Origin of the sequence: Phyllobacterium sophorae (genome assembly GCF_003010965.1) — a bacterium.
Lineage (GTDB): Bacteria > Pseudomonadota > Alphaproteobacteria > Rhizobiales > Rhizobiaceae > Phyllobacterium > Phyllobacterium sophorae.
In genome coordinates, this window is the sequence record NZ_PGGM01000001.1 from 613946 (window position 1) to 639019 (window position 25074).

Sequence of the window (25074 nt, forward strand, 5' to 3'; positions counted from 1 at the left end):
TGTTACTTATTGTGAGGATGAGATGCGCCGTTCGGAAATCCGGGATCACCTGCTCGACACCGCGCTGCGGCTGTTCAACCAGCGCGGCTATCACGCAACGGGCATCGATCTGATCATCGCCGAGGGTGGAGTGGCCAAGACGACGCTATACCGGCACTTCGAAACCAAGGAGGACCTGATACTGGCCGCTCTCGAACGGCGCGACGAGGAAGACCGCGCCGCCATGCGTGCCTTTGTCGAGCAGAATGCGAGCGATCCGGTAGAACGCCTTCTGATTACGTTCGATTACCTCGAAACCTCGTTCAACGATAAACAGTTCCGCGGCTGCATTTTCGTGAGCGCGGCCGGTGAGCACAAGGACCCCACCAATCCCGTATTCCGTGCTGCCGAAATGCATAAGCGCCTTGTACTCGCATATTTTGAGGAACTCGCCCACGCCGCTCGGTTCGCCGAGCCGAAGAGGATCGCAGCCGAGATTAACCTGTTGCACGAGGGAGCGTTCGCTGTCGCGCAGATAACCCGCATCGCCGAGCCCGCACGGCAGGCCAAACGCATGGCGAGCCAGCTGCTTGCGGCGGAACAGCATTCCCGGTTGGCATCTTTAACCCCGGAGCGTGGGCCAGCTTAGCGCGGACATCTTCATTTAAGGCTCTGAAGGCAAGCGGGCCGGCTGAACTGTCGGCACCACCGGTCGCTCATCAGCCACGACGATCTCGTAATCATCGTAGGCCGTGCGGGTGGATGCGCCGGGGCGGGGTATCCAATTCCACGAACGTGCCTGCGCGCCCGAACCCGACCGGAGGCTGGGCCTGGCTGCGTTGGACGGGCGTTCTTATGCTGCCTTTCATCAATCATTGAGCGCGATGTTTGCATCACACTTGGCACCCCATGGTATCAAACTGTATCTCGCCTGGTAGATTGCCGGATTTGCTTACAATCCGACGGGCTGGAAGAAACAATCCATACACGAACAGCGCGCATTTATCCTGCAAGCCGGAAGAGCAACGAGCCACGGCGAAAATTGCACCAATCACAAAGGATGAGATATGACCGCTGAAGCCACACATCAATTGTTGGGACACGCCGTTGTGGGAACCAACAACTTAGATGCTGCCACAAACTTCTATGACAAATTGTTCGAACTGTTCGGCGTGGGCCGCATTCTCGAACAGCCTGGCCGGGCAGTATACTTTGGAACGACGATGCTCGAGTTCGGTGTGATCAACCCCCACAATGGCGACCGCGCCACCGTAGGCAACGGTAACATGGTTGCGTTGAGCGCCCGTTCGCGTGCTCATGTGGATGAAGTATATGCCCTTGCACTACAACTCGGTGGCACCGATGAGGGGCGTCCAGGTCCGCGCGGCCCAAATCAGGACGGCCCGTACTGCGCGTACTTCCGTGATCTCGACGGCAACAAGCTTTTGGTCTTCCGCGCTGGTCAGGACTGACCCTCAGGCGTAGAATACCGATCGCTCGATCCTGAGATCGAGCGATCGGAATCTCTTCTCAACGAACGCTAAACAAACGGGAGATGAGCGATGATGGAGCCGCTCCACATACACAAGCGCGACAAGTCTACGGGCCTTAAGCGTCATCAGTCTGTTCCCAGGCCAGCTTGCGGCATCAGGCGGTAAAGAATCAATTCGACCCTTCAGCATTCACAATTCCAGAGGAGCAACTGGTTGAACTTCGCCAGCGCATAGCAGCTACACGCTGGCCCGAAAACGAAGCCGTCGAAGATAGCTCGCAAGGCGTTCCGCTAGCAGGTGCGCCGGCTTCAATTCGCTTCGATAATGCGCCGAGGATCACCGTATGGCTACTCCCTCTCGGGGTATCGTATCGACACGAACACATTGAGATACAAAACGCCGTATAGCCAGACACATTCTCAATACAACACTTTGGTCAAATGAGGTCGCTGACTTCGGTTAGGGCTTGAATATCAGAGACCATCCCCGAAGCGCACCAGAGTTAGTTGCTACGCGCCGTCGAGAGGCGCCGACATGCAGCCGGAAGGCGACCTACGCCACTCATGCGCAGGCGGCTGCGGCCTTGGCGACGCGCTGGAAACATTCGTCACCCGATTAAGCACCTTCTACTATCGAACGAGGAAAAGGATTACCAAATGAAACGTACCCCGATAATTTTGACCGCGATGTTTCTCGTAGGCAGCGGATTCACAATGAATGTCGCCACGGCACAGCAGAATGGAATTTCGCGCACCGACCTTTTGCAGGAATCCATCAGCGCGGAGGGCCGCGAGGCGGTACAGGTTCGCGTTGACTTTGAGCCAGGCGCAGTGTCAATCAAACATTCGCACCCTGGCGAAGAAATCGCGTATGTCCTCGAAGGCACTCTCGAGTATACGCTCGAGGGCCGGCAGCCGGTCACACTTAAGGCCGGTGAGGCCTTGTTTATTCCGTCTGGTGTCGATCACCTTGCCAAGAACGTCGGTGACGCAAAGGCCTCGGAGCTTGCGACTTACATCGTCGAAACGGGAAAAACGCTTGTCGCGCCGGCTAAGTGACCGTTCTTTGGCGCTCGGACAATCTGCAGTACATTTAGGGGTCAGAGATGATTGATCAGCAAACGAATAAGCCAACCGCTTTCACCCGCCGGGCATTGCTCGTCAGCGGAGCGGCAGTAGCAACTCTAGCGGCTTTCGGATCCCAAATCGCAGTTGTCGAGGCGAGTGCCCAAGCTCTTGCGGCAAACGGCGTCCGGCCGTTCCGCATCAATGTGCCAGCAGAAGCGTTGGCCGACCTGCAACGGCGCCTCGGCGCAACGCGTTGGCCCGAAGCGGAAACCGTTGGTGACCGCTCTCAGGGTGTCCAATTGTCCAAACTTCAGGCGCTCGTACGCTATTGGGAGAGCGATTACGACTGGCGCAGAGCGGAGCAAAAGCTCAACGCACTGCCACAGTTCCTGACGGAGATAGACGGAGTGGACATCCACTTCATCCATGTGCGCTCGCGCCACGCGGATGCGATGCCGCTCATCATGACGCACGGGTGGCCGGGATCGATGTTTGAGTTATTGAAGGTGATCGAGCCGCTTACCAACCCCACAGCGCATGGTGGCAGCGCCCGGGACGCCTTCCATCTTGTCCTTCCGTCCATTCCAGGCTTCGGCTTCTCGCAGAAGCCTCAGGGCACCGGATGGAATCCCGATCGGATCGCTCGAGCCTGGGACGTTCTGATGAAGCGTATTGGATATAGTCAGTACGTATCACAGGGCGGAGATTGGGGCGCTATCATTTCCGACAGCATGGGCCGACAGGCACCCAAAGGGCTCCTCGGCATTCACGTCAACAGGATCGAGCGTTCAACGACGATCCCGCCGGAAGTCGGAAAAGCGCTGATGAATGGGGATCCAGCTCCGGATAATCTCAACGAAGAAGAGCGAGCGGTTTTCAATGAGGCCAGAGAGTTTCTGAGCAAGGGGTTTGGCTACGCCGCCATCATGGGGACGCGCCCCCAGACTATCGGATATAGCCTCGCTGACTCGCCCGTTGGACTGGCCGCCTGGTTTTATGACAAGCTCGCCGACTGGGTATTTTTCCGCGGAGAACCGGAACGGGCGTTCACCCGAGACGAAATCCTTGATAACATTACTCTCTATTGGCTGACAAATACGGGGCCCTCAAGCGCCCGGATTTATTGGGAGAATGCCGCAAACGCTGCAATGCCCGGCATCATCACCGTTCCGGTCGCGGTGACGATTTTCCCTGGAGAGGTCTATAGGCCACCTGAACACTGGGTTGAGCAGGCGTACCCAAATCTGATCTACTACAACAAGGTCGATAAGGGCGGGCATTTTGCGGCATGGGAAGAGCCCGAACTCTTCAGCGCCGAGGTGCGGACGGCCTTCAAATCACTTCGCTGAATGGATTGGCAAGTGCATTGACCAATCTGCAAACGGCTCGAGAGCTCGAGCCGTTTGGGCGTCTCAAACTGTAGCGAAGTTTCGCTAATGCTTGAGGATCTCGTCCATTACAAGCACGATTTTTCCCTTGGGGCGCGGCAGCTTGCCCTCAAGCATCAGGTGTGCGTCCCGCGCTTGTTCGAACCGCAATGTTGTTCCGACATTCATCTTGAGGGCACCTTTGGAGATCAGTGCCGAAATGCGGCCCAGGCTTTCTGTGGATACGTCAACGAGAAAGAACCTAGCCAGGATTTCGTGCTTTGCCGCCAGGGTCTGGTCCGGGGCGGAAACTGCCGAAACCAACGTTCCCCCCTTTTTCAGCACTTGAAATGACCGCGTTTGCGCTTCTCCACCTACCAAATCTATCACCGCATCCACCTCGCGAACTTCATCTTCAAAACGAGTTGTTGTGTAGTCGATGACCTTGTCCCCGCCGAGACCAACAACACCGTCGATGTCGTCTGGCGAGGCAGTGCACACGGTCCGGAGACCCGCCTCTCTGGCAAATTGCACGGCATATGCGCCCACGTTTCCTGCCGCCCCGTGGATCAATACCGTCTGGCCGCTTTCCAGGCCGGCCTGATCGAAAAGCGCTTGCCACGCTGTGACCGCTATCACTGGCAGCGATGCTGCTGCGATATGGTCTATGGAATCTGGTTTGCGATCAAGCATGGAAGCACTGGCGACCGCGTATTGCGCATAACCGCCGCAGAATCGCTTATTGGTCACTCCATACACTTGGTCCCCAGCCTTGAATTGGGTCACGCCAGCGCCGACAGCCACGACCTCACCCGAAATGTCTGAACCCAGGATAAGGGGCAGGGGTTGGGGCAGCGCACTATTGCCCGAGCGAATCCAGCCGTCCCAAGGGCCGACACCCGCTGCATGTACTTTAACGATGACTTCGTTCGTGCCTGGATCGGGTGTGTCCGATAACTCCAGTTGCATTACATCCGGAGACCCAAATTCATGGATGCGCCACACCAATCCTGAGAAACTCGTTGAACCTCCCGACATTTGCTTTCCTTTCGATACTGGCAACGGATCGCTCCTGGCAAAGCTCTGCCCAGATTGGCTTTCAATGGAAATGAGGGGCGAACCAGATTGGCTTGTTTCAAGCGTTATGTCGTCTCTTGTCGGTGTACGGAGCCAAGTCTTTAGGACGATGACCAAATCGTACGCACGGACACAATCTGACTTTGATGACGTATTTTAACAGCGCGACTATGCAATGAAAACGGCGCCCACGATCAAGTCGTTGTGTCGTCTTGCACAGTGAACCTGCTCAGATGGAATTCGCGCTGCGGATGCGCGACTACCGCCCACCCGCGAACGCGGTGCTTCCAGGCTATTTTTCGATCGCTGCGTGAGGTGTATTTCTGAAGCTGATAGCCATTCGATTGTAGCTGTTCATCAAGCTGATCGCGATTGTGAGATCGACGAGTTCGCGCTCGTTGAACACTGCACGTGCAGCTGCGTAGGCGTTGTTCGGCACACCTGTCTCTGCTACACGCGTCACTGTTTCAGCCCATGCAAGGGCAGTACGTTCGCGCTCGTCAAAGAGATTGCCGGCTTCCGGCCACGCCTGAAGCAATGCTAACTTCTCGATCGACTGCCCCTTCTTCAAAAGATCCCTGGTATGCATGTCGAGGCAATAAGCACAATTATTGATCTGCGAGACACGCAGATAAACCAGATCAAGCAAAACGGGGGGAAGACCGCTTTGCATGACGTAACCGTAGACGCCCCCTAGCGCTTTTGCTCCAGCAGGAGCGACTTGATTGTAATCCAGACGGCTGGTCATTTTCTCACTCCTTAGTGTTTAAGTTGGTCGTCAGTTCCTTGTCGCCGGTGTCAACGATAAACACGGCAAGCAGCTTCGCCGGGTCTTTCTTGCTGGCGTTGCGGCTTACAAGATGTGTCGAGCCCGGCGTCTCGTAAAAGCTTTCACCGGCACGATAGACCCGCTTGGGTTCATTATTCACCTGCGACTCGATTTCTCCAGACAGGACATAGGCAAAAATGAAAGCTGATTTTGCGTGCTCGTGCGGGAGTGATGCTCCTGCCGGTGGATAATCCACAACCAGGGCCCGACTGACTTGCCAGGAATGTTAGGGATGGTCTGTTCGAAGCTTGGCGTAACTGTTTCAGCGGGTTCATGCGCTGCCGCAGGTATTGCGGTCGCTATGGCGATGGCGGTGAACGCTCCGCCAATGAAGGATCTTATGTTCATGATGGTATTCTCCTTTGTGAGTGTTTTCCTTTCCCACTATAAATACCCTTTGAATGGTCCTATAAAAAGCACCAAGAATGCTCAAAAATCATGTACCATGGTGGAATGACCAAACCGCTTGAGTTGCACCTCGACCGAACAACGAAGACCCCACTGGCCGACCAGATTTGCATGGGCATAACCGCTGCCATCGAGAGCGGTGTGTTGGCAGCAGGTGCGCGCCTTCCTTCCTGGGTGGACCTGGCAATCCAACTGGGCGTCGCACGTGGCACTGTTCGTTCCGCATACGATAAGTTGTCAGCAGCTCAGCTTATTGTTGCGTCGCGGGCGGCCGGTACCCGCGTAACGGAAAGACCAATTTTATCCTTGCCACGGGATCCCGCACCTGAGCCAGGCTCCTTCATGGAGATGTATCAGGAGCTGACCTTGGGTCCGGCAATCTTCCAGATGGGGGTGCCGGCGAAGGAGACTTTTCCGGCCAAGCTTTTCGCCAGAATTCGCTCGCATGCCGTGCGCGCCGAAGCAAGTGCGGCGCCACTCTATCCGGATCCACGTGGAGAACTCGAGTTGAGGCGAGAGATCGCTGCCTATCTCGCCATCGCTCGGGGAATAGAGTGCTCGCCCTCTCAAATCCTTGTTACCGGTGGCTTTGGAAGCGGCCTCGGATTGACGCTTCGCGTGCTCGGCCTTGAGGGGAGCAAGGCGTGGATCGAGGACCCGGGGTTCCCGTTCACGCGACGCGGGCTCGAGCTCGCGAGACTGTTGCCAGTCCCTATCCCCGTCGACTCCGAGGGTATCGATGTTGACTACGGCTTGAGATATGCGCCGGATGCGGGGCTCGCTGTGGTGACCCCAGGACAGCAAGCCCCATTGGGGGCCACCCTGTCGCTATCGCGCCGATTGCGTCTTCTGGAGTGGGCGGCTCAGGAAGGCGCGTGGGTCATCGAGGATGACTATTTAAGCGAGTTACAGTTGAAAGGGCGTGCCGCGCCGGCACTCGCCTCGGTCGATCGTACAGGAAGGGTCATTCATATCGGCTCGTTCAGCAAGACCATAAGCCCTGCTTTGCGCCTTGGCTTTGTGCTTGTTCCCCAGCGTCTGGCATCCCGTTTTGCGGAGGTGGCCGCATGCTTGGCACCTTCACCTGGGCCATCCATACAGCTTGCGGCCGCAGAATTTATCAGTGAAGGCCATTATTTACGTCATCTCCGGCGCACCAAGCGTGCATATGCTGCGCAACGCGACGGAGTGTTGCAATATCTTGAACCGCGGACAAACAAGATTGCTGTGACCACACCCGGATTGGCTGTCCTGCTCCGGTTTACTGATGGGGCGCCAGACGTAGCGATCGTACGCGAAACGCTGGCCTTCGGCCTGGCGCCCTCGCCGCTATCGGTTTGGTACGCATCGCCTGCATCCGCGCAATCCGGTCTTCTGTTGGGAATTGCAACGTGCCCCCAACAGCACGTCGCGAAGTCTTGTGACCGCCTTCTTGAGATCCTTCAACGTCGTACGTCCTCGAGTTGAATCAACACACGGCTGCCGTTGAACCTAACGCAACTCTGCTTGGGATCCTGATTTAACGACGGTTCTTATCTTTGCCACAGCTTCGAGCGTCCGATGGACCGGGCATTTGTCGGCAATTTCGGCAATCTTGGCGCGAAGCTCCTCGGCGACTTCGCCATCCACGGAAATGACCCGCTCGAAACGATCAATCCTGCTGCTACCGCTGCGTTCCGATTCGGTGCACTCTTCGCAATCCTTGGCATGGATTTTGGCATGGGAGACATCAACACTGACACGTCCGAGCGTCAGATTTTTGTAATCGGCATATTGGCGCAGCGTCATTGAGGTGCAAGCGCCAAGCGCGATTGACAGGAAGTCGTATGGTGACGGCCCAGAATCGAACCCGCCTGCGTTTTCTGGTTCATCAGCGAAAAGGCGATGGCTGCCGGCCTGAACTGAGTTCTGAAACTTGCCCTCGCCCGTTTCCGTCACTCGGACATGTTCGATCAGGTCGTTGCCCTGCGGGGCGTCGGCGGCAATATAACGCGCCAGCCATCCCGATATGATCCGTCCTGCAAAGGCCGCGTCCTCAAGGTTGGTGAGCAGGTGGTCAGCCTTGTCAAGCGAAACAAAGCTTTTGGGATGTCTCGCCGCAAGGAAGATTTCGTTGGCATTCTCGATACCGACCGTCTGGTCCAGTGGTGAATGAAGGATAAGAAGTGGCTTTTTCAGGGATGCGACAGCGTCTTTGATAGACTGCGCGCGCACGTCCTCGACAAATTGCTTTCGAATAAGGAACTTGCGTCCGGCGAGATCGACTTCAGCGGCACCCTCCTTCTCTATTTCCTCGAGTCTCGCTCCGAAGTTCTTCAAGACGTGACCGACATCGGCCGGCGCACCGATCGTGGCGACGGCGCGCACTTCAGGTATGTCCTTGGCCACAGCCAGGACAGCTGCACCCCCAAGAGAGTGACCGATCAGCAACGCGGGTGCCTGGTAATGATGGCGTAAATAGTCGGCCGCCGAAATCAGGTCGGCGACATTCGAGGTGAAATTCGTCGAGGCAAATTCGCCTTCGCTCGACCCCAGGCCAGTGAAATCGAAGCGCAGGACCGCGATGCCCTCGCGGGTAAGCTCCGCTGCAATGCGGCGCGCCGCGGCCAAGTCCTTAGAGCAGGTGAAGCAATGGGCAAACAATGCGTAGGCGCGTAAATGCCCGTTGGGCAGGTCGAGGCGGGCGGAAAGAGTTGCGCCGGAATGCCCGGGAAATTGAAGCCGTTGCGTATTGAAAGCCATAATTACGCTCCTTCGTTGTCACGAATATCCAGTGAGCCTCACTCACCTTACAATGCTCTGGTCTTGCCGTTGAGAGTGGAAGGCATTGATCGCCATCACAACGCCGAGAACGAGCAGCATTATTCCAATCGACTCCGCAAGGGTTGGCCAACGATGGCGGACCATCAGCCCAAAACAGGTAGCAAAAACAATTTCCGTCATCAGCAACTGGCCCGTGAGCGCCACTGGCAGGCGCTGCGATGCTATTGTCCAAGCCCACGCTCCCCCGATTGAGGCTACAGCTGCCAACATGAAAGCTGGTAGGTAGAGATTGTTGATGGCGCCAAAGCCAAGACCGATTTCCGGGGCTCTGAACAAGCTCATACCGTAGCCGATCGGGAGAAATGCCAATGTCTGGATGCTGCCTCCAATCATCATCAGCGCCGTCCAGACGCGCGCATCCATGTGGGGCCTTTTCAGTAGTGCACTCTGGTTTGCGATTCCGAACCAAGTCCACAGAGCTACCGCCGCAATGGCAAACGCGATACCAATAACAAGCGATTTTTCCCGCTGCACTTCCGCCTGCACTATACTGCTACCATTGACCAGCAGCAGCCCTGTCGCCGCCAGCGCAAGGGGGATCAGAAGAGGCAGCCACGATATACTCCGCCCGCGATAATTGCCGGCGATCGCCAAGACGACAGGCACCAGACCGAGAAAGGCGGGAGGGATCACGGGGCCTGCATATACGGCGGCGATCATGACAGTCAGGAAGTAGCCCACATATCCGATGAAGGCGAGGCCGGCCGCAGCAAACCAATCTTGTAGCGTGAGCTGGCGACATTGGTCTGCGCTGGCAATGAGGATCGCGATCCCGATCAAACCAGATAGCAGAAATCGGCAAGCGGCAAGGTCGAAGATCGAATAATCTCCGATCACAAAGGGTGCGACAAAATTCATCGACCATGTGAGAGAAGCAAATATAGCTGCCGCGATGCCTGCAGTTGATACATTTTTCATAAGAGAGTTTGGCCATTCAGTTTCGATCAAAACGGTCTTAAGTATGGAACTACGTCAAAGAGCGATTTTGTGGTCCAGCGCTTGGACCAGTCTATTTCATTTCAATTGTGAATGCATGCGGCTATCATCAGCCTATGGCCTACTGAAAGTAGAAAAATGAATTGGAGTGACATCCGCTATTTCCTTGCCGTTGCCCGACATGGCGGCTTGATGAGCGCGGCCAAGCAACTCGGCGTTAGCCGGCGTGCAAAACGTAGCCGCGTCGTTTCCGACTTGCTCGCTCAGGTCATTCAGGGCCAACAGGGAATCTTGACCGCTTCGCCTACCCGGAGAAAAGCGGCTTAGTGGGAGCAGCGATCGGGGAAGGTTGCGTATCTCAGGTACCGCCAAGCATCCGGCTAACAAAAGTGGGACGTCATCCATGGACATCAATCAGGTCAGGTATTTCCTCAATCTGGCCGAAACATTGAATTTCACCGAAGCCGCGCGTCGTAGCCGTGTTTCGCAGCCCAGTTTAACGCGGGCAATTCAGCGTCTCGAGGAACAACTGGGCAGTCCACTGATCTATCGCGACGGTAAGGACAGCCGCCTTACGGCGCTTGGTCGTGACGTACAAGCCGAGTTCATGCGGATCGAGCTCGCCCTCCGGAATGTGCGTGAGCATTCCGAGAGCACCGTTCTGGGCCGGCGCCGGATTCTCGACATCGCCGTGGCTCCGACCATTGGTCCCGCCAGGTTCACCGCATTTTTTTTCGACGTGCTTGGCCAGCTTCCTTCCGTGAAGATCAACATGCATCAGCTATTGTCCGGGGAGAGTGCGGACGAGGTGCTTTCGGGCAAGTACCACGCCTGTATCCTGCCGGGAATGCCGCGTCCCAATCCCAAGCTCAATGTCGTGCCGTTGTTTCGTGAGCGATTCCTCCTGGCTTGCGCAAAAGACCATCCACTGGCCGGAAATGACGTCATCACCACCGAGGCTCTGGCCACCTACCCGTATGTTGACCGGCTGGCCTGCGAGTTCCACTCCCAGATCACCGAGCACCTGATGGACCACGACGCGGTTATGCAACCGCGGTTCAGTGCCGAGCGAGAGGATTGGGTTCAGCAAATAGTGGCAGAAGGCCGCGCGATCTGCATTATGCCCGAGCATTCCGCGGTCGTGCAGGGATTAGTAACCCGCCCAATTCAAGGCATGTCACTGGAACGCGAGCTGGTATTTGTAACGGTTTCCGGTTCCGGCACACCGCGTGAGGTCCGCAGGATCGCGCAGATGGCTGCTAGGCACGACTGGACTTGACCTTGCGGGACTGCCGTGTCGCGCAGCTATCGAATCTATGCACATCCTCTATTGGGAATCTTCCCGACCATTCGCCATATTAAGGCAAGACCAACAATGGAGTTGTGGCAATGAAGTACGCAAAGACTGACGAAGCGGTCGGCAAGCTTACGTCCGTGCAGTATCGCGTGACCCAGGAAAACGGCACCGAACGGCCGTTCACCGGCGAGTATCACGACAACAAGGAGCCGGGGATTTATGTCGACGTCGTTTCTGGAGAACCACTGTTCGCCTCAGCCGACAAGTTCGATTCCGGCTGTGGCTGGCCGAGCTTCACCAGGCCGATCGTACCGGCGAATGTCAACGAACTGCGGGACGACACGCATGGCATGACCCGCACGGAGGTACGCTCGGTGTATGGTGACAGTCACCTCGGCCATGTGTTTCCCGACGGCCCGCAAGATCAGGGCGGGCTACGCTACTGCATCAATTCCGCTTCACTTCGTTTCATTCCGCGCGACGAAATGGAGGCTGAGGGCTATGGTGCGTATCTCAATCAGGTGGAGGATATTTAAATGACCGAGAGAGCTGTTTTGGCTGGTGGTTGTTTCTGGGGCATGCAGGACTTGATCCGCAAGCTTCCCGGGGTGATTGGCACCCGTGTAGGCTACACTGGCGGCGACATACCGAATGCGACCTACCGCAATCACGGTACCCACGCCGAGGGAATCGAGATCACCTTTGATCCGGAGATCACGAGCTATCGGCGGATTCTGGAGTATTTCTTCCAGATCCACGATCCCACGACGAAAAACCGGCAGGGCAATGATATCGGCAGCTCATACCGATCGGCGATCTACTACATCGGCGACGAGCAGAAGCGAATAGCCGAGGAAACCATCGCCGACGTGGACGCTTCGGGGTTGTGGCCGGGCAAAGCCGTGACCGAGGTCGAGCCGGTGACGGATTTCTGGCAAGCAGAGCCGGAGCACCAGGACTACCTGGCGCGTTACCCAACCGGCTATACCTGCCATTTCCCTCGCGCCAACTGGGTGCTGCCCCACCGGAAAGCGGCCGAATAGCTGCCCAATCCAGCGGCGGATATTGTTCTAGCCAACTCTTCACGCCTGGCGCATATGCCAGGCGTGAAGAGCGATGCTGCTCGGCGGCATGCCCAGGATCTCTCGCGTGCCAACCAAAGCAAACTGTTCTCCTGGCGGCCGGGCCGAATAGGCCGCACTGGCCTACCGTAAGGAATTGGCCTACTATCAGCTTGCGGGATTGCACCCCTGCACTTGAGGAGCATTTCTCCCGGAAGCAAGTCGCGTGAATCGCAGCGATAGTGATCAGTGTGAAATTTCTGGACGTGTCTGGAACTGGAGCAGGGCGCGGTGGACGAATTCCTCGTGAGCGTATCTGGGTCAGGCTTCGCAAGTATGGAGATCTGGGCGGGTGTGGCTTTGCTCGGCACACTGGGATTTGTCCTCGGTTTCGCCCTCAATTATGGATCGATCTGCACAGTTATCGCCACGAGGGAATTGGTTTCGGAGAAGAGACCGGCGCGATTTATTGCGATCGTCGAATGCGCCGTCTGGGCGGCCCTTGTCTATGCCATAGTCGAAACGTCACCGACGATGCAGCGGGGTTGGTCGTCGCTCGGATATATCGTTCCCGCAGCCATATTGTTCGGAATCGGACTTCATGTGAACGGCGCGTGTGTGTTTGGGTCCGTTGGACATTTCGGAAATGGCGACTCTGAGTTTGTGTTCACGTTTTTTGGTATCTTTGCGGTGTTCTACTTTGAATCTCTGTTTGGACTGCTTCCGGAGCGGTCACCGGCAAGTGCGCCCGTGCCATTTGAGCCGGTCCTTCTCATAACCGCATTGTTGGCAACGCTGGTATTGAGGCTTGGTGTGTCTTTCAAATCCGAGTCCAACTTCTGGCGGCTGACGGTGTCGATGGTAGCGATCGGAACGACCTTTACGATCCTGGCAATTATTGCACCCGGATTCTCGATCACGGCATCATTTGGATCGGTCATTTCGATCCCTCTTGCAGGCCCCATGACTTTAGGCTGCATGTTCGCCGGCAGTCTTGTCTCAGCAAGGTTCAGGAGGCGTCGATTCGAGTTGAAATGGCCTACAGTTAACACCATAGTTTGGAGAACAGTCGGCGGCACACTTATGGGAATGGGTGCGCTGCTCATTCCAGGTGGTAATGATACGCTGCTGCTGATTGGTTTTCCCATGGGGGCATGGCAGGCTGCGCTTGCCTACACGCTGTTCGTTGCAACGCTTGCAGCACTCATTGCCAGATTTGGTTCGATGGCAAAATCCTGGTCATGATGTTCTCTTGGTCAGGCGATTGGCTATCTCCTGTCCGGCCCGCTCTTTCAAAACGTTCTCATATGGCAGACCTCAAGGTGGATCAAAGCAAATCCAGCACCGTAGCTATGTGAAAGGAAACAATCAGCATAAAATGGCGGAGAGAGCGGGATTCGAACCCGCGTTACGCTTTTGACGTAAACACACTTTCCAGGCGTGCGCCTTCAACCACTCGGCCACCTCTCCACTCAACGTCCGGCATCTGGCCGGGCGGGTGAATTTTTCTCAGCCGGAACGCCCGGCTTCGAGAGCACCGTCAACCATCGGTCACTCAATCTTTGGATGCGCACGCAACGCCTGCCGGTGGTTAGCCGACAGTGACCCGTGCGGCGCGCACTATAGTCAGAACAGGCACTCGATCAATACCTATTTCAACATAATCGCGCTTTGCCGCAGTTTCATCGCTTTCCCACTGAAATTGCTGGGAATTTTCTCGAATGTTTCGGCCGGTGCCATCAAAACACCAGGAAAATTCAATTCATTTGCAGCGAATCCGGCGCTAGAATGCCATTCGTCCAGTCAGATGCCCCTCTCGCATTTGGCGACTTGTTCTTGGAGATAGATGTGATCCGTTCGCTTTTCAGGCTGCTCGCCTATATTGCCCTCAGTCTGGCGATCATTGCCGCCGTTCTTGACGCTGCTCGCTCAGTTGGCGCGTCACATTTGATCATGACATCGCTCCGGGACAGCTGGCAGTCCATATCGGCGTCGTCGCTTGCGCTTGCCGAAACCAGCGTCAAAACCCATATTTACTCGATTTTGTGGGATCCGTTGATGCTCTGGGTGCTCGAAACGCCGACTTTTATCGTTTTTGCCCTACTCGCCTTTGTGCTCTATGCCATAGGTTACAGGCGCCAGAACAGGGTGGGGCGCTTCGCAGCCCGTTGAAGCACGATGGAACTACTCCTTATCCTGGAGGTATTCCGATGTTCATCATAGATATGTTCAACAAGAAAACCAGAATGCCTGATAGGGCGGAAGCTCTTCCAGGCCGCGCGACGGCGATTCCCACCGCTGAAACGCATTTTGTGAATGGACGCCCGTTGAACGGTCCGTGGCCGGACGGTCTGCAGACCGCGATGTTCGGCATGGGTCGCTTCTGGGGCGTCGAACGGCTGTTCTGGCAAGTGCCTGGCGTTTACGTCACCGCCGCAGGTTACGCCGGCGGCATCACGCCGAACCCCACCTACCAGGAAACGTGCACCGGGCTGACCGGCCACAATGAAGTGGTGCGCGTGGTCTTCGATCCGGACATCATTTCCTATGACGAACTATTGTCGCTGTTCTGGCAAGAGCATGACCCCACACAGGGCATGCGCCAAGGCAATGATATCGGCACGACCTATCGCTCGGGCATCTACACCTTCACGCCGGAACAGAAGGTTGCTGCCGAAGCAAGCCGAGATGCCTACCAGAAAGCGCTTGCCGCTGCTGGCCATGGCAAGATCACCACGGAAATTCTGGAAGTGCCGGAATTTTACTACGCGGAGGACTATCATCAGCAATATCTCGCCAAGAATCCCGCCGGTTATTGTGGCCTGCGGGGCACCGGCATTTCCTGCCCTATTCCACAGGCAAAAGCAGTCTAACAGTCTGACTTTGCTGAATTTTCGACGAGCGCTGCATTTGCTGGACAATGCTTCTGGCAATATTTGACCATCAGGCAAAATTTCGCGTGAAATTTGCCCTCTGACATGCAAGATTGCTTGCGGGGCGGCTGCCTCTGACGTTGCCGCAACGATCTTGGGACTCAACAGCAAGTTGGTCCTGCTCAACAAAATCTAGAGGGGTTGGTATCAAATGAAGCGTATTGTTCTTGGTCTCCTGGCTGCCACAGCTATGTCCGTCTCGGCCTTTGCTGCAGATGACAAGCCAGCCGTCATTTACGATCTTGGCGGAAAGTTCGACAAATCCTTCAATGAAGCCGCTTTCAATGGCGCAGAGAAATACACGGCCGATTCCGGTGTCAAATATCGCGAGTTCGAAATCCAGAACGAAGCGCAGCGCGAACAGGCATTGCGCAAGTTTGCAACCGACGGCAATTCGCCGATCGTCATCGCCGGCTTCTCGGCGGCCGCGGCAATCGAAAAGGTTGCAGGTGAATTCCCGGATACCAAATTCGTCATCATCGACGCGGTAGTGGAAAAACCCAACGTGCGCTCGGTCGTATTCAACGACAATGAGGGGTCCTATTTGGTTGGTGTGATTGCCGCCAAATCTTCAAAGACGGGGACCGTGAGCTTCATTGGCGGTATGGACGTCCCGCTCATCCGCAACTTCGCCTGCGGCTATGTCGGCGGCGTCAAGGCTACCAATCCGGAAGCCAAGGTGATCCAGAACATGACTGGCGATACTCCGGCTGCGTGGAACGATCCGGCCAAGGGGGGTGAAATTGCCAAGTCGCAGATGGATCAAGGCTCGGATGTCATTTTCGCGGCCGCTGGCGGCACCGGCATAGGCGTCCTGCAGGCAACTGCCGACGCCGGCAAGCTGGGCATCGGTGTCGACTCCAACCAGAACGGCCTGCACCCGGGCAAGGTTTTGACCTCGATGCTCAAGCGCGTTGATGTTGCGACCTACAATGCCTTCAAAGATGGTGCTGAAGGCAAGTTCACCGCCGGCGTCAATGTGCTCGGCGTGAAAGAAGCGGGCGTGGACTATGCTGTTGACGACAACAATGCCAAGCTGATGACCGATGACGTCAAGAAGGCTGTTGAGACTGCCAAGGCGGATATCATTTCCGGCAAGGTCAAGGTTCACAATTACAATACCGACAATGCCTGCCCGTACAAATAAGCACGGACTTATCAATGATTCAAAGCCGCCGGTTTATTGACCGACGGCTTTGTTTTTTCAGATCGCCGCAAAAGGAGACCGCCATGACTGCCTTTGCTGTCCTTCTCAGTATTCTCGCCGCCATCGCAATTGGTGCGATGAGCCCTGGTCCGAGTTTCGTCCTTGTTTCCCGCATCGCCGTCGTCTCGTCGCGCAGCCACGGTCTCGCTTCGGCGCTCGGCATGGGTGTGGGTGGCGCGTTCTTTGCTGCTTTGGCCGTCCTTGGCCTAACCGCCCTGCTCATGCAGTTCGAATGGCTCTATCTCATGCTGAAGATACTCGGCGGTGGCTATCTGATTTACCTGGCGATCAAGATCTGGCGCGGCGCATCGGAGCCGCTGGCGCCGTCGGGAACAAGCGAGAAAACCCGGGGCATTTCCGTTTTCCGTGCCTTCCTGCTCGGATTGATGACGCAGCTCAGCAACCCCAAGACCTCGATCGTCTACGCCAGCATTTTCGCGGCGCTAATGCCGCCCTCGCCGCCGATATGGCTGCTCTTTGCCCTGCCGCCAATAATATTCTGCGTGGAAGCGGGTTGGTACACCATCGTTGCGGTAGCCTTCTCAGGGTCGCGCGCTCGGCTGATCTATGCCCGCTTGAAGCGGTGGATCGACCGGGGCGCTGGCGCTGTGATGGGTGCGCTGGGGCTGAAGCTGATGGTCGAGGCTTTCAAGGCGAGAACCTGATCAAAGTTCCCGCGCCAGAACGACAGGACCAGTTTCAGCGCCTGTGAGTGTCTCAAATTCCCGCCCGCCGATACGCCGGTATTGAACGGCCTCGCTCGTAAAGAAGAGCAAGCCACGGCCGGCACCATGCGAAGAAATTCGAGCGCTCTACGAAGATCACCATCAGTAGTGCGGTGGTTTGGTTACTGGAATATCGGGGGCCGTCTGCTCTTCCAGCACGAGAAACCGGTCGGTCAATGCATCGAGTTTGCGGCGCATCCCCTCTATGACTTTCCATTGCCCGGCTACCTGGCCGGAAAGTTCCTCGATCGTCTTTTCCTGCTCGGTCACCAGAATCTCGAGGCGGGTCAAACGGTCCGTGTTATCGGCTGTCATTGCTCGTCTCCTTCACCGTGCACGCTTCTCTCTAGTCCGGGTTCGATCATGGTTCAAGTTTGATAGGCTTTGATGATTGTTGAATCTTGTTTTCTTGACTGGAAAGAAAAAAATCCCGTGTTAGGGTCGAATTCCGAAAAGACGATAAAAGCTGAACAACAGCGGATGGGGACATGGCCGAGCCGGCGATTGAACTTGTTGGAATTGATAAGCGTTTTGGTGCCGTTCATGCCAACCGCGACATTCATCTGCGTGTCGAGAAAGGCACGATTCACGGCATTATTGGTGAGAACGGCGCCGGTAAATCGACGCTGATGTCCATCCTTTACGGATTTTATCAGGCGGATTCTGGAGACATTCGCATCAATGGGACCATGGCCAGCATTCCTGATCCCAATGCCGCCATCGCGCTTGGCATCGGCATGGTTCATCAGCATTTCATGCTGGTAGAAAACTTCACGGTGCTTGAGAACGTCATGCTGGGCGTGGAGGGTGCACCACTCTTGAAGAATGGCATAGCCAAGGCGCGCGCCGAATTGAAGCGGCTCGAGCGGGAATATCAGTTGGACGTCGATCCCGACGCATTGATCGAGGAGCTCCCCGTCGGTCTGCAGCAGCGCGTCGAAATCCTCAAAGCGCTCTATCGCGGTGCGGAGATCCTGGTGCTTGATGAGCCCACGGGTGTGCTGACGCCGCCGGAGGCCGATCATCTTTTCCGTATCCTTGAGCAACTGAAGGATCAGGGCAAGACGATTATTCTGATCACGCACAAGCTGCGCGAGATCATGGCAGTAACGGACAATGTTTCTGTCATGCGGCAAGGCGCTATGGTCGCGACCCGCAAGACCGAAGAGACCACGGTGGAAGAACTTGCCGAATTGATGGTCGGCCGCCGCGTGCTCCTCAGGGTACAGAAGGGCGAGGCGAAACCCGCCGAAATCAAGCTTTCTGTCGAGAACCTGACCGTACGCGACAGCCGCGGTGTTGTGATGGTCGAAAATGCATCCTTCACCGTACGTGGCGGCGAAATCGTCGGGATTGCTGGTGTGGCTGGCAATGGTCAATCGCAGCTGATTGAAACCATTGCCGGCATACGTACTGCGGTCTCTGGGCGTGTGCTTCTCGACGGGCAGGTTATCGACATAACCGGCGCTGCCGATCCGGGTGAGCTGCGCGATCGCGGGCTCGCGCATGTGCCGGAAGACCGCCATCATATGGGCCTGGTGCTGGCCTTCGAGGAATACGAGAATTCAATCCTGGGCTACCATGACGATCCGCTCTATCTCAACGGGCCATTTCTCGATCTCGATGCAATCCAGGCCGATGCACGCAAGAAGATCGAGAAATACGACATTCGCCCCAGTGACCCGCGGCTGAAGACTGCGAATTTTTCCGGCGGCAATCAGCAAAAGATCGTGCTCGCGCGTGAAATGGAACGCGATCCCGGTGTTCTTATCATCGGCCAGCCGACGCGTGGCGTCGACGTGGGCGCGATCGAGTTCATCCACAAGCGCATCATTGAAATGCGCGATGCGGGCAAAGCTGTGCTGCTTGTCTCCGTGGAGCTCGATGAAATCCGCTCGCTCTCCGACCGCATCCTGGTGATGTTTGCCGGCCGCATCGTTGGCGAACGCGACTCGGACGCCAGCGAAGGCGAGCTTGGTTTGCTCATGGCCGGCGTCGAACAGCAGGAGGCGGCGGAATGACGACTCAGGCACTGGTCGTCATCGATGTGCAAAACGCCATCGATGATCCGAAATGGGGCCGGCGCGGTCAGCCTGAAGCCGAAGCCGCGATCGCCCGGCTGCTGGCCGCCTGGCGTGAGCGACGCTTGCCGGTTATCCATGTGCGCCACGATTCCACAGACCCCACATCGCCCTACAGGCCGGGAACGGAAGGTAATGAGTTCAAAGCCGAGGTAGCGCCGCAATTGGGTGAGCCGGTCGTCGACAAGCGCACCAACAGTGCCTTCATCGGGACGGACCTCATGGATGTCCTGGACGAATTGCAGGTACACAGTCTCGTCATCACGGGCGTGCTGCTCGAAAACTCTGTCGACGCCACGGTTCGTATGGCCGCCAATCTCGGATTCGAGGTCACCGTTCCAGAAGATGCTGTCGCGAGCATCGACCGCAAGGATCATTGCGGCAAGCACTGGGCCGCTGAAGATGTCCATGCTTTGGCACTATCCATCCTTGATGGCGAATATGCCCGTATCTCAACCGCCGACGCGATCATCGAGACCTTGCCATGAGCCAGCCCTTTGCCAAATTGCCCGCCTGGGCCGACTATGGCCTCCTGCCGCTAATCAATCTGATTGTCGCCTTTTTCGTCGCCGGTCTTGTCGTTCTCCTTGTTGGCGAAAGCCCGGTCGATGCTGCCATCTTGATGGTCAAGGGTGCCTTCGGTTCGGGCGATGGCGTCGGTTATACGCTTTATTATGCGACGAATTTCATCTTCACCGGCCTTTGTGTCGCCGTCGCGTTTCACTGCGGCCTGTTCAATATTGGCGGTGAAGGCCAAGCCTATATTGGCGGTCTTGGCGTTGCGCTGGTGGGGCTTGGTCTTGGCAGCGCTCTGCCCTGGTGGCTGGCCTTCCCCTTGGCAATCGTGGCATCAGCGCTCGTCGGTGCATTGTGGGCATTGATCCCGGCATGGCTGCAAGCCAAGCGCGGATCACACGTTGTCATCACTACGATCATGTTCAACTTCATCGCCGCCAGTATCATGGTCTATCTTCTGGTTGGACCATTGAAGCCTTTAGGCAGCCAAGCCCCGGAGACCCGCGTCTTCGGCGAGGGTGGGCAGCTGCCGGGACTTGGCTGGCTATTGAACCTGGTCGGGCTCAATATGCGTTCGGCCCCGCTCAACATCAGTTTCCTGCTTGCCCTTCTGGCTGCATTTCTTGTGTGGGTGCTAATCTGGCGCACAAAGCTTGGCTATGAAATCCGCACCATGGGCTTCAGCCCCAAGGCGGCGCGCTATGCTGGCATCAGCGAGCTGCGGATCATTATCATTACCATGATGATTTCGGGAGCGCTGGCCGGGATGATGGCCCTCAATCCGATCATGGGCGCACAACACCGGGTGCAGCTGGATTTTGTTGCCGGTGCTGGCTTCGTCGGCATTGCTGTGGCGCTCATGGGCAGATCGCATCCAGCGGGCATCGTTTTGGCCGCAATCCTCTTCGGCATGCTCTATCAGGGCGGCGCGGAAATCGCCTTCGACATGCCCAACATTTCCCGCGATATGATCGTCATCATTCAAGGGCTGGTGATCCTGTTTGCCGGTGCGTTGGAGCACATGTTCCGCCCCTCGCTGCAACGTATTTTCCAGCGTATTGGCCGGGGGAAACGCGGGACGGCACCAGCAGTGGTGGCGGGAGGAGGCCAGTGATGGAATCGCTCACTACAATCCTCCAGCTGTTCGATTCGACGATCCGGCTTTCCGTTCCGTTGCTGCTTGCTTGTCTGGCGGGTCTCTATTCCGAACGTGCCGGCATTTTCGACATTGGTCTGGAGGGCAAGATGCTTGCCGGGGCTTTTGCTGCCGGTGCTGCCGCCACCTGGTTCGGCTCGGCCTACATCGGCCTGTTCGCTGCAGTGCTCATATCGGTGGCACTCGGCCTTGTGCACGGCTTTGCGTCCATCACTCACCGTGGCAACCAGATCGTTTCCGGCGTTGCCATCAACTTCATTGCTGCAGGAACGACAGTTATTCTCGGGCAGGCGTGGTTCAGCCAGGGCGGGCGAACGCCTTCGCTTCCCAACGATGCGCGTTTCAATCCGATCAATCTTCCGGGCGCACAGGCATTGCGCGATGTGCCGGTCATCGGCCCGATCTATTATGAATTGATATCCGGCCATTCGATACTCGTCTATCTGGCTTTTGCCATGGTTCCCTTTACCTGGTGGGTGCTCTACCGCACGCGATTTGGCCTGCGCCTGCGGGCGGTCGGCGAAAATCCAGCAGCCGTGGATACCGCCGGTGTGTCCGTGCCATGGCTGCGCTATCGCGCGGTAATCTGCTGCGGTGTGCTCTGTGGCGTGGCGGGAGCCTATCTGGCAACTGCCCAAGGGGCTGGCTTCGTCAAGGACATGACCGCGGGCAAGGGTTATATCGCGCTTGCGGCATTGATCTTTGCGAAATGGCGTCCGGTGCAGGCCATGTTTGCCTGCCTGCTCTTCGGCTTCCTCGACGCGGTGGCAATCCGCATGCAGGGGCATCCCCTGCCACTCATTGGCGAAGTGCCGGTGCAATTCATGCAGGCCTTGCCCTATATCCTTACCGTCGTCCTCCTGGCCGGGTTCATCGGCAAGGCCATCCCGCCAAAGGCCGGTGGCGTCGCCTATGTGAAAGAAAGATGAGAAGTTGCAAATGAGCAAGGATCTGTTCGATGCGGCGTTTGCCGCCATGCAGAAGACGCATTCACCTTATTCGCAATTCCCGGTCGGGGCGGCAATTCGCACCAGCGACGGGCGCATCTTTTCCGGCTGCAATATCGAAGTCGTTTCCTATCCTGAGGGCTGGTGTGCCGAAACCACTGCCCTGTCGCATTTCGTCATGGGCGGTGGTGGCACGATCACGGAAATCGCGGTTGTCGCGGAGAAGAAGGCAAAATGCACACCTTGCGGCGGCTGCCGTCAGCGCCTGGCCGAATTCGCCGGACCTGAAACGCGCCTGCATCTTTGCGACAACAATGGAATTGTTGAAACCCTGACGATGAGGGAAATCTTTCCCTATGGCTTCGACGCCGAAGTTCTTGGCAAAGGTGCAGCATGATCGCACCTGCGACAGAAGCTCTTATCCAAAAGCTCAATGGTCTTGCGCCGCGCATCGCGCTGGTGCTTGGATCCGGCCTCGGTTCGCTGGTTGATGCCGTGGAAAATGCCATCCGCATCCCCTATTCCGATCTTCCAGGCTTTCCGCATAGCGGCGTCTCGGGTCATGCGGGCGAAGTCGTCGCAGGTTATCTCTCGGGCAAGCCGGTGCTGATGCTGGCGGGCCGTGCCCATTATTACGAGAAGGGTGATGCCTCAGTCATGCGGCCCGTGATCGCAGCGCTTGCTGATCTTGGCATCGAAATGCTGATCCTCACCAATGCTGCCGGTTCAGTCCGTCACGACCTCGTGCCAGGCAGCGTGATGTTAATCGATGATCACATCAATTATTCCGGCCTCAATCCTCTGATTGGAGAGCCGTCGGATCAGCGCTTTGTCGGCATGACGGCAGCCTATGACAAGAAGCTCAAGGACGCCCTGACCATCGCTGCCGGTGAGGTTGGGGAAATGCTTGCGCCAGGCGTTTACATGTGGTTTTCCGGACCCTCGTTTGAAACACCGGCAGAAATTCGCATGGCACGCACGCTCGGTGCTGATGCGGTCGGCATGTCGACCGTGCCGGAGGTCATCCTTGCCCGCTTCTTTGGCCTGCGTGTCGCAGCTTGCTCGGTGATTACCAATTTCGGAGCCGGCATGACCGGGGCGGAGCTTTCCCATGAGGAGACCAAGGATGTAGCGCCAAAAGGCGGCGCACGCCTGCAGAAAATCATCCGGGCGCTGGTTCGGGAGATCGGTTAGGCGATGTTGTTGCCCCAGGAAATTATCCGCCGCAAACGCGACGGACAAACGCTGGATGCGGCGGACATAACCGCCTTTGTCAATGCCATGAGTTCAGGTGCGATCACCGAGGGCCAAGTTGCGGCATTTGCCATGGCGGTGTTCTTCAACGGTATGAAACGTGATGAGGCAGTGGCGCTGACGCTCGCCATGCGCGATTCAGGCGATATTCTTGACTGGTCCGATTTGCCTGGGCCCGCCGTCGATAAGCATTCGACCGGTGGCGTGGGTGACAATGTCTCGCTGATGCTGGCACCGATAGCCGCCGCCTGCGGCGCTTATATTCCGATGATCTCGGGGAGGGGCCTCGGTCACACGGGCGGAACGCTCGACAAGATGGACGCGATTCCCGGATACCGCAGCCAGCCGGACAATGCGCTGTTCCGCAAGGTGGTGCACGAAGTTGGTTGTGCGATCATAGGGCAGACAGCCAATCTCGCTCCCGCAGACAAGCGTTTCTATTCAATCCGCGATGTCACCGCGACGGTGGAATCCATCCCGCTGATTACTGCCTCGATTCTGTCGAAGAAACTTTCGGCCGGACTCAACGCATTGGTGTTGGATGTGAAGTCCGGCAATGGTGCCTTCATGTCCAGAAATCGCGATGCCGTATCCTTGGCCGAGAGCATTGTGGCGGTGGCTCAAGGGGCGGGTTTGGCGACCACGGCGCTCCTCACGGATATGAATGAACCGCTGGCCCTCGCCGCCGGCAATGCAGTCGAGGTGAAGAATGCCGTCGATTTTTTGACCGGCGACCGGCGTGATGCCCGTCTCGAAGCGGTCACACTGGCGCTGGTTGCCGAGATGCTGGTCTCAGCCAAGCTCGCACCAAATCACAAGGTCGCGACGGAAAAGGCACGGGATGCCTTGAGCAGCGGCAAAGCGGCGGAAATCTTCGGGCGTATGGTGTCCGGGCTCGGCGGTCCGGCAGATTTCGTCTCTCGCGTCAGCCATCATTTGCCCGTTGCCCCCGTGACGCACGAGGTGAGGGCCCCACAGACGGGTCATGTCTCGTCGATAGATACCCGAGCAATTGGTGTTGCGGTTGTGACGCTGGGTGGCGGCCGGATCCGTCCGCAGGATCCTATTGATCATGCGGTAGGGGTAACGGCTCTTCAGCCAATTGGCGCCAGGATGGACGAAGGCGAACCGGTCGCTCTTGTGCATGCTCGCAACCACGATGACGCCGCCGCCGCCGTGCGCGTCATCGAATCCGCTTATGGCTTTTCGGAACGCAAACCGCGCACTGTCAACCCCGTCTTCCGCCGCATAGGCGCGTGACTCACTTCGTTCCGTACATGCGGTCCCCGGCGTCGCCGAGACCGGGGACGATATAACCCTTTTCGTTCAGATGGCTGTCAATGGCCGCCGTGAAAACCTGCACGTCCGGATGCGCTTTGGTAAAGCGCTCAATGCCTTCCGGTGCGGCGAGCAAGCAGAGGAATCGAATGTTGCTTGCGCCGCGATCCTTCAGTTTCTGAATGGCGGCTATGGCGGAATTGGCCGTTGCCAGCATCGGATCGACAACGATTATCAGCCGGTTGACGATGTCTTCCGGCGCTTTGAAGTAGTACTCCACCGGCAGCAGTGTTTCATGGTCGCGGTAAAGCCCGATATGTGCGACGCGAGCCGCTGGCACCAGATCGAGCATGCCCTCAAGCAGTCCATTGCCGGCACGCAGGATCGAGGCGAAGACGAGCTTCTTTCCCTCGATGACCGGCGCTTGCATCTCCATCAACGGCGTCTGGATGGTGATATTCGTCAGCTGCAGATCGCGCGTCACCTCATAGCACAGCAGCAGGGAGATTTCCTTGAGCAACCGGCGGAATCCGGCTGTCGAGGTATCCTTGTCGCGCATGATTGTGAGCTTGTGCTGGACAAGCGGATGGGAAACGATCGTAACGCCCATGGGAAATCCCCTTCATTCTGAATATGCCGA

28 protein-coding genes, 1 tRNA gene and 1 pseudogene are annotated in these 25074 nt (G+C 57.0%); 22 read left to right on the top strand and 8 right to left on the bottom strand.

Annotation, left to right across the window (positions count from 1 at the left end; all coding sequences use genetic code 11):
• Positions 1-22 precede the first annotated feature (22 nt).
• The 4 genes from CU103_RS03000 (at position 23) to CU103_RS03020 (ending at position 3888) form a co-directional block, all read left to right on the top strand.
• Positions 23-628 carry a TetR/AcrR family transcriptional regulator gene (locus CU103_RS03000; protein ID WP_106662401.1) on the top strand — a complete coding sequence of 202 codons (606 nt, stop codon included), beginning with the start codon at positions 23-25 and terminating at the stop codon, positions 626-628.
• A gap of 418 nt (positions 629-1046) precedes the next feature.
• A complete protein-coding gene (locus CU103_RS03005; RefSeq protein WP_106662402.1) occupies positions 1047-1451 on the top strand; it encodes a VOC family protein in 405 nt (134 codons plus the stop codon).
• A gap of 677 nt (positions 1452-2128) precedes the next feature.
• Positions 2129-2530: a cupin domain-containing protein gene (locus CU103_RS03015; RefSeq protein WP_106662403.1), complete on the top strand. Its 402-nt coding sequence runs from the start codon at positions 2129-2131 to the stop codon at positions 2528-2530.
• Between the two features lie 47 nt (positions 2531-2577).
• Positions 2578-3888, top strand: a complete 1311-nt coding sequence (locus tag CU103_RS03020; protein ID WP_106662404.1) for an epoxide hydrolase family protein — start codon at positions 2578-2580, stop codon at positions 3886-3888.
• Between the two features lie 84 nt (positions 3889-3972).
• Here CU103_RS03020 and CU103_RS03025 read toward each other — a convergent pair whose 3' ends face one another.
• The 3 genes and pseudogenes from CU103_RS03025 to CU103_RS03035 all read right to left on the bottom strand — a co-directional run bounded on the left by CU103_RS03025 (position 3973) and on the right by CU103_RS03035 (position 6154).
• The gene (locus CU103_RS03025) at positions 3973-4944 is read right to left on the bottom strand and encodes an NADP-dependent oxidoreductase (RefSeq protein ID WP_106662405.1); all 972 of its coding nucleotides are present in this window, start codon (positions 4942-4944) and stop codon (positions 3973-3975) included.
• Between the two features lie 331 nt (positions 4945-5275).
• Positions 5276-5731, bottom strand: coding sequence for a carboxymuconolactone decarboxylase family protein (locus CU103_RS03030; protein WP_106662406.1), 456 nt, complete (start codon positions 5729-5731; stop codon positions 5276-5278).
• Positions 5732-5735: 4 nt separating this feature from the next.
• Positions 5736-6154 (bottom strand): annotated as a pseudogene (locus CU103_RS03035) (cupin domain-containing protein).
• Here CU103_RS03035 and CU103_RS31930 point away from each other — a divergent pair.
• Positions 6045-6269, top strand: a complete 225-nt coding sequence (locus CU103_RS31930; RefSeq protein WP_245448590.1) for a hypothetical protein — start codon at positions 6045-6047, stop codon at positions 6267-6269. The pseudogene CU103_RS03035 and the gene CU103_RS31930 sit on opposite strands and share 110 nt — an antisense overlap.
• Positions 6266-7687, top strand: a complete 1422-nt coding sequence (gene pdxR, locus CU103_RS03040) for a MocR-like pyridoxine biosynthesis transcription factor PdxR (RefSeq protein WP_106662636.1) — start codon at positions 6266-6268, stop codon at positions 7685-7687. Before CU103_RS31930 ends, pdxR begins: the two co-directional genes overlap by 4 nt.
• A gap of 24 nt (positions 7688-7711) precedes the next feature.
• Here pdxR and CU103_RS03045 read toward each other — a convergent pair whose 3' ends face one another.
• Together CU103_RS03045 and CU103_RS03050 are read right to left on the bottom strand one after the other, a co-directional pair.
• Positions 7712-8962: a bifunctional alpha/beta hydrolase/OsmC family protein gene (locus tag CU103_RS03045; RefSeq protein WP_106662407.1), complete on the bottom strand. Its 1251-nt coding sequence runs from the start codon at positions 8960-8962 to the stop codon at positions 7712-7714.
• 42 nt (positions 8963-9004) lie between these two features.
• A complete protein-coding gene (locus tag CU103_RS03050) occupies positions 9005-9961 on the bottom strand; it encodes a DMT family transporter (RefSeq protein WP_106662408.1) in 957 nt (318 codons plus the stop codon).
• 156 nt (positions 9962-10117) lie between these two features.
• Between CU103_RS03050 and CU103_RS32715 the strand changes: the two genes are divergently transcribed.
• The 5 genes from CU103_RS32715 (at position 10118) to CU103_RS03075 (ending at position 13582) form a co-directional block, all read left to right on the top strand.
• Positions 10118-10306 carry a LysR family transcriptional regulator gene (locus tag CU103_RS32715; protein WP_106662409.1) on the top strand — a complete coding sequence of 63 codons (189 nt, stop codon included), beginning with the start codon at positions 10118-10120 and terminating at the stop codon, positions 10304-10306.
• A gap of 76 nt (positions 10307-10382) precedes the next feature.
• Entirely contained in the window at positions 10383-11258 is an 876-nt protein-coding gene (locus tag CU103_RS03060) for a LysR family transcriptional regulator (RefSeq protein WP_106662410.1), read from the top strand.
• A gap of 110 nt (positions 11259-11368) precedes the next feature.
• Complete coding sequence (msrB, locus tag CU103_RS03065) at positions 11369-11812, top strand: peptide-methionine (R)-S-oxide reductase MsrB (protein ID WP_106662411.1); 444 nt, start codon at positions 11369-11371, stop codon at positions 11810-11812.
• On the top strand, positions 11813-12319 hold the full coding sequence (gene msrA / locus CU103_RS03070; protein WP_106662412.1) for a peptide-methionine (S)-S-oxide reductase MsrA: 507 nt from the start codon (positions 11813-11815) through the stop codon (positions 12317-12319).
• Positions 12320-12628: 309 nt separating this feature from the next.
• Positions 12629-13582, top strand: a complete 954-nt coding sequence (locus tag CU103_RS03075; RefSeq protein WP_106662413.1) for a YeeE/YedE thiosulfate transporter family protein — start codon at positions 12629-12631, stop codon at positions 13580-13582.
• Between the two features lie 134 nt (positions 13583-13716).
• Here the strand turns inward: CU103_RS03075 and CU103_RS03080 are convergent.
• A tRNA-Ser gene (locus tag CU103_RS03080) sits at positions 13717-13807 on the bottom strand.
• A gap of 378 nt (positions 13808-14185) precedes the next feature.
• Between CU103_RS03080 and CU103_RS03085 the strand changes: the two genes are divergently transcribed.
• The 4 genes from CU103_RS03085 (at position 14186) to CU103_RS03100 (ending at position 17142) form a co-directional block, all read left to right on the top strand.
• The gene (locus CU103_RS03085) at positions 14186-14509 is read left to right on the top strand and encodes a hypothetical protein (protein ID WP_106662637.1); all 324 of its coding nucleotides are present in this window, start codon (positions 14186-14188) and stop codon (positions 14507-14509) included.
• 38 nt (positions 14510-14547) lie between these two features.
• On the top strand, positions 14548-15210 hold the full coding sequence (gene msrA / locus CU103_RS03090; RefSeq protein ID WP_106662414.1) for a peptide-methionine (S)-S-oxide reductase MsrA: 663 nt from the start codon (positions 14548-14550) through the stop codon (positions 15208-15210).
• Between the two features lie 211 nt (positions 15211-15421).
• Positions 15422-16417, top strand: a complete 996-nt coding sequence (locus CU103_RS03095) for a BMP family lipoprotein (protein WP_106662415.1) — start codon at positions 15422-15424, stop codon at positions 16415-16417.
• Positions 16418-16500: 83 nt separating this feature from the next.
• A complete protein-coding gene (locus tag CU103_RS03100) occupies positions 16501-17142 on the top strand; it encodes a LysE family translocator (RefSeq protein WP_106662416.1) in 642 nt (213 codons plus the stop codon).
• A 162-nt stretch (positions 17143-17304) separates the two neighbouring features.
• On the opposite strand, the gene CU103_RS03105 is transcribed toward CU103_RS03100, so the two are convergent.
• Entirely contained in the window at positions 17305-17517 is a 213-nt protein-coding gene (locus tag CU103_RS03105) for a SlyX family protein (RefSeq protein WP_106662417.1), read from the bottom strand.
• Positions 17518-17690: 173 nt separating this feature from the next.
• Here CU103_RS03105 and CU103_RS03110 point away from each other — a divergent pair, with 173 nt between their 5' ends.
• From CU103_RS03110 to deoA, 7 genes are read left to right on the top strand one after another with little or no spacing between them, the layout of a single operon-like run.
• Positions 17691-19223: an ABC transporter ATP-binding protein gene (locus CU103_RS03110; protein WP_106662418.1), complete on the top strand. Its 1533-nt coding sequence runs from the start codon at positions 17691-17693 to the stop codon at positions 19221-19223.
• Positions 19220-19771 carry a cysteine hydrolase family protein gene (locus tag CU103_RS03115; RefSeq protein ID WP_106662419.1) on the top strand — a complete coding sequence of 184 codons (552 nt, stop codon included), beginning with the start codon at positions 19220-19222 and terminating at the stop codon, positions 19769-19771. Before CU103_RS03110 ends, CU103_RS03115 begins: the two co-directional genes overlap by 4 nt.
• The gene (locus CU103_RS03120) at positions 19768-20913 is read left to right on the top strand and encodes an ABC transporter permease (RefSeq protein WP_106662420.1); all 1146 of its coding nucleotides are present in this window, start codon (positions 19768-19770) and stop codon (positions 20911-20913) included. Before CU103_RS03115 ends, CU103_RS03120 begins: the two co-directional genes overlap by 4 nt.
• Complete coding sequence (locus CU103_RS03125) at positions 20913-21884, top strand: ABC transporter permease (protein ID WP_106662421.1); 972 nt, start codon at positions 20913-20915, stop codon at positions 21882-21884. The genes CU103_RS03120 and CU103_RS03125 overlap by 1 nt, the downstream gene beginning before the upstream one ends.
• 10 nt (positions 21885-21894) lie before the next feature.
• The gene (locus tag CU103_RS03130) at positions 21895-22299 is read left to right on the top strand and encodes a cytidine deaminase (RefSeq protein ID WP_106662422.1); all 405 of its coding nucleotides are present in this window, start codon (positions 21895-21897) and stop codon (positions 22297-22299) included.
• A complete protein-coding gene (locus tag CU103_RS03135; RefSeq protein ID WP_106662423.1) occupies positions 22296-23096 on the top strand; it encodes a purine-nucleoside phosphorylase in 801 nt (266 codons plus the stop codon). The genes CU103_RS03130 and CU103_RS03135 overlap by 4 nt, the downstream gene beginning before the upstream one ends.
• Before the next feature lie 6 nt (positions 23097-23102).
• Positions 23103-24416: a thymidine phosphorylase gene (gene deoA / locus CU103_RS03140; RefSeq protein WP_162707275.1), complete on the top strand. Its 1314-nt coding sequence runs from the start codon at positions 23103-23105 to the stop codon at positions 24414-24416.
• 1 nt (position 24417) lies between these two features.
• On the opposite strand, the gene upp is transcribed toward deoA, so the two are convergent.
• Complete coding sequence (gene upp, locus CU103_RS03145; protein ID WP_106662425.1) at positions 24418-25044, bottom strand: uracil phosphoribosyltransferase; 627 nt, start codon at positions 25042-25044, stop codon at positions 24418-24420.
• Positions 25045-25074 lie beyond the last annotated feature (30 nt).

What these genes read in the sequence shown, in the direction of transcription:
- CU103_RS03015 (WP_106662403.1), top strand. Translation starts at nt 2,129, where the DNA reads ATGAAACGTACCCCGATAATTTTGACCGCGATGTTTCTCGTAGGCAGC.
- CU103_RS03045 (WP_106662407.1), bottom strand. Translation starts at nt 8,962, where the DNA reads ATGGCTTTCAATACGCAACGGCTTCAATTTCCCGGGCATTCCGGCGCA.
- msrA (WP_106662414.1), top strand. Translation starts at nt 14,548, where the DNA reads ATGTTCATCATAGATATGTTCAACAAGAAAACCAGAATGCCTGATAGG.
- CU103_RS03025 (WP_106662405.1), bottom strand. Translation starts at nt 4,944, where the DNA reads ATGTCGGGAGGTTCAACGAGTTTCTCAGGATTGGTGTGGCGCATCCAT.
- CU103_RS03110 (WP_106662418.1), top strand. Translation starts at nt 17,691, where the DNA reads ATGGCCGAGCCGGCGATTGAACTTGTTGGAATTGATAAGCGTTTTGGT.
- CU103_RS03005 (WP_106662402.1), top strand. Translation starts at nt 1,047, where the DNA reads ATGACCGCTGAAGCCACACATCAATTGTTGGGACACGCCGTTGTGGGA.
- CU103_RS32715 (WP_106662409.1), top strand. Translation starts at nt 10,118, where the DNA reads ATGAATTGGAGTGACATCCGCTATTTCCTTGCCGTTGCCCGACATGGC.
- CU103_RS03050 (WP_106662408.1), bottom strand. Translation starts at nt 9,961, where the DNA reads ATGAAAAATGTATCAACTGCAGGCATCGCGGCAGCTATATTTGCTTCT.
- CU103_RS03095 (WP_106662415.1), top strand. Translation starts at nt 15,422, where the DNA reads ATGAAGCGTATTGTTCTTGGTCTCCTGGCTGCCACAGCTATGTCCGTC.
- msrA (WP_106662412.1), top strand. Translation starts at nt 11,813, where the DNA reads ATGACCGAGAGAGCTGTTTTGGCTGGTGGTTGTTTCTGGGGCATGCAG.
- CU103_RS31930 (WP_245448590.1), top strand. Translation starts at nt 6,045, where the DNA reads ATGGTCTGTTCGAAGCTTGGCGTAACTGTTTCAGCGGGTTCATGCGCT.
- CU103_RS03125 (WP_106662421.1), top strand. Translation starts at nt 20,913, where the DNA reads ATGGAATCGCTCACTACAATCCTCCAGCTGTTCGATTCGACGATCCGG.
- CU103_RS03115 (WP_106662419.1), top strand. Translation starts at nt 19,220, where the DNA reads ATGACGACTCAGGCACTGGTCGTCATCGATGTGCAAAACGCCATCGAT.
- CU103_RS03100 (WP_106662416.1), top strand. Translation starts at nt 16,501, where the DNA reads ATGACTGCCTTTGCTGTCCTTCTCAGTATTCTCGCCGCCATCGCAATT.
- CU103_RS03105 (WP_106662417.1), bottom strand. Translation starts at nt 17,517, where the DNA reads ATGACAGCCGATAACACGGACCGTTTGACCCGCCTCGAGATTCTGGTG.
- CU103_RS03030 (WP_106662406.1), bottom strand. Translation starts at nt 5,731, where the DNA reads ATGACCAGCCGTCTGGATTACAATCAAGTCGCTCCTGCTGGAGCAAAA.
- pdxR (WP_106662636.1), top strand. Translation starts at nt 6,266, where the DNA reads ATGACCAAACCGCTTGAGTTGCACCTCGACCGAACAACGAAGACCCCA.
- CU103_RS03060 (WP_106662410.1), top strand. Translation starts at nt 10,383, where the DNA reads ATGGACATCAATCAGGTCAGGTATTTCCTCAATCTGGCCGAAACATTG.
- CU103_RS03130 (WP_106662422.1), top strand. Translation starts at nt 21,895, where the DNA reads ATGAGCAAGGATCTGTTCGATGCGGCGTTTGCCGCCATGCAGAAGACG.
- msrB (WP_106662411.1), top strand. Translation starts at nt 11,369, where the DNA reads ATGAAGTACGCAAAGACTGACGAAGCGGTCGGCAAGCTTACGTCCGTG.
- CU103_RS03120 (WP_106662420.1), top strand. Translation starts at nt 19,768, where the DNA reads ATGAGCCAGCCCTTTGCCAAATTGCCCGCCTGGGCCGACTATGGCCTC.
- CU103_RS03135 (WP_106662423.1), top strand. Translation starts at nt 22,296, where the DNA reads ATGATCGCACCTGCGACAGAAGCTCTTATCCAAAAGCTCAATGGTCTT.
- CU103_RS03020 (WP_106662404.1), top strand. Translation starts at nt 2,578, where the DNA reads ATGATTGATCAGCAAACGAATAAGCCAACCGCTTTCACCCGCCGGGCA.
- CU103_RS03000 (WP_106662401.1), top strand. Translation starts at nt 23, where the DNA reads ATGCGCCGTTCGGAAATCCGGGATCACCTGCTCGACACCGCGCTGCGG.
- upp (WP_106662425.1), bottom strand. Translation starts at nt 25,044, where the DNA reads ATGGGCGTTACGATCGTTTCCCATCCGCTTGTCCAGCACAAGCTCACA.